Annotated in this window: 3 protein-coding genes; all 3 read right to left on the bottom strand. The window is 53.8% G+C overall.

What is annotated here, in order from left to right:
• Window positions 1-34: 34 nt before the first annotated feature.
• Window positions 35-766, bottom strand: a complete 732-nt coding sequence (locus WH277_RS08245) for a fimbria/pilus chaperone family protein (protein ID WP_339458853.1) — start codon at window positions 764-766, stop codon at window positions 35-37.
• Window positions 766-1,434: a DUF1120 domain-containing protein gene (locus WH277_RS08250; protein ID WP_339505227.1), complete on the bottom strand. Its 669-nt coding sequence runs from the start codon at window positions 1,432-1,434 to the stop codon at window positions 766-768. Before WH277_RS08250 ends, WH277_RS08245 begins: the two co-directional genes overlap by 1 nt.
• Before the next feature lie 49 nt (window positions 1,435-1,483).
• A partial coding sequence (locus WH277_RS08255) for a FimD/PapC C-terminal domain-containing protein (protein ID WP_339505229.1) occupies window positions 1,484-1,908 on the bottom strand: 425 nt, incomplete at its 5' end.

Here is a 1,908-nt window from a genome sequence, read left to right on the forward strand (position 1 = left end):
TTATCCCGTTAAAGCTGGCGATGCAGCAGATAAGTTAGCCATGATGCTCCAGCGGTTGTATAAACAGACCCGCGACATAGCCATATTTTGACAGACTCTGGATCTGGATCTGCTTGCTGTTTTTCAGAGCAGCGGCATCCTGCCCCTTAACGGTCAGCGTTTCGCCAGGAAGAATATAGCTTTTACTCAGCATGATATTTTTCATTGAGGGCAGCAGCACAACGGTCTGTGACAGTCGCACCACGTAACGGCTGGGATTAACGATGGTCAACACGCCGCTCCTTTCCGAGAATTTCAATGCTTCCCAGGGGTCGGACTTCATTGGCAGACCGGCAGGATGAATAATGATCGGGAGGTCCTGCCTGAGGCTTAAGCCCACCGTATTCTTGCCGCTCAGCGCTTGTAGCGGGATCCCTTCCAGAATCACCCGCTTCATATGCTCTGTCTTGAGCGGCCCCAGGCTATGCAGTAAGAAGCGTAGCCGCTGCGTCTGACCCGCCGCCAGCCGGGTCACCGGCTGGGTCACCAGCAGCTGAGGCTGAAGATCGTCTGGCAGGTTGTAGATCTTCACATACAGCAACGCCTCGTGATCTGCGGTATTGGTGACGTTCAGGCTCCCACCTTTTGCTTCTTCGTTGATCATTAACATCGAGGTTTCAGGTTTCATCACCGCCCACGCCGGGTGTGCGATGAGCAGCGCCAGCAGGCTACACAGTATGTATTTACCCGCAGACCAGGATATACAGTGACGGATGATGACAGCCATCAGAGATACACAATATCAAAGGTTGCACTGCCAGCAATCGTCACTTCATCCGATGTTCCAAGGGCATCAAGGGCGACAATCCAGGGAGTGACATTCATATCAAAGACCACATTTTTTGCCGGTATTGGCACGCGCAGCATATCGGAGGTGAAAGACACAAGTTCCTCTCCCTGATACTTCCACAGCACACTTCCCTTCGCCTCTGCCCAGATTTTCCCTTCATCGGCCGAGACGGTGAGTTTTTGCATGGGATGCCCATCTACCATGGACCTGTCCGCCGGGGTATGGATGCGGTACGCACCGATATTTTTCCCCGCTTCGGTAGCCCCCAAACTGAAACTGGTCTCCGCAGCCTTTCCGTCAATTTTCGCTTCCCCGGCTTTCTCAGCGATATCTCTGGCTCGTACGGCAAATAGCGTGGGCGTTTCACAGCTGATATTCAGCTTAATGTTCTTCGTCGTCAGCGAGGTGGATTTGGAGGATGAGAGGCTGGCAGCGCTAATCTGCTGCCAGTCGAGTATGCCCCCGCCATCAAAGCGAATATCACAGGAGGCGGGCTTAATAGTACCTCGTATCTGCAACGTGGCCTGGGTGCTGGCGGGAACCGCAGTACTGAGCACCATCCCCGTTAGCAGGGTGATACCGGAAAGCATTCTTTTCAGTTCCATTGCACAATTCCTTTGTAAGATACGAGTTATGCCGTTTTAACCGCCCAGGCTAAATGCATACACCGGTAATTTTCTGATAGGGTCCGCCATCCTCTGGCTGCTCATCCAGACGGTAGGTGAAGCTGCAACGCGTATCGCGCCCTGCCACATCAATCAGCAGCGTGGCTTTCTCCGGTGAGTTATTCAGATAGACCAGCCCATTATCGATAGCAATCGTGAGTATCGTTCCCTGCTCATCCATGACCTTACTGCCACGCGGTAACGCCGTACCATCGCTCAGGGTAAGATCTAACAGGACCCGCCGGGTGGTTAACACCGTGTAATTAATGCGCTTCACGCTTCCCCGGGCGAGTGTGACGCTGTGGTGGCCGTTATTAACGTCCGATTTTTTCGGCAGCGTTTCCGTATTCAGATCAAGGTTAGCGGGCCGCCACGCCGGAAGCTGAGGCACCAGCGCCAGACCCCGCCAGTCCG

Origin of the sequence: Erwinia sp. MYb416 (assembly GCF_037479575.1) — a bacterium.
Classification (GTDB): domain Bacteria; phylum Pseudomonadota; class Gammaproteobacteria; order Enterobacterales; family Enterobacteriaceae; genus Erwinia; species Erwinia rhapontici.

Excerpts from the sequence above, each read along its gene's own strand:
- WH277_RS08245 (WP_339458853.1), bottom strand. The coding sequence starts at position 766 with ATGGCTGTCATCATCCGTCACTGTATATCCTGGTCTGCGGGTAAATAC.
- WH277_RS08250 (WP_339505227.1), bottom strand. The coding sequence starts at position 1,434 with ATGGAACTGAAAAGAATGCTTTCCGGTATCACCCTGCTAACGGGGATG.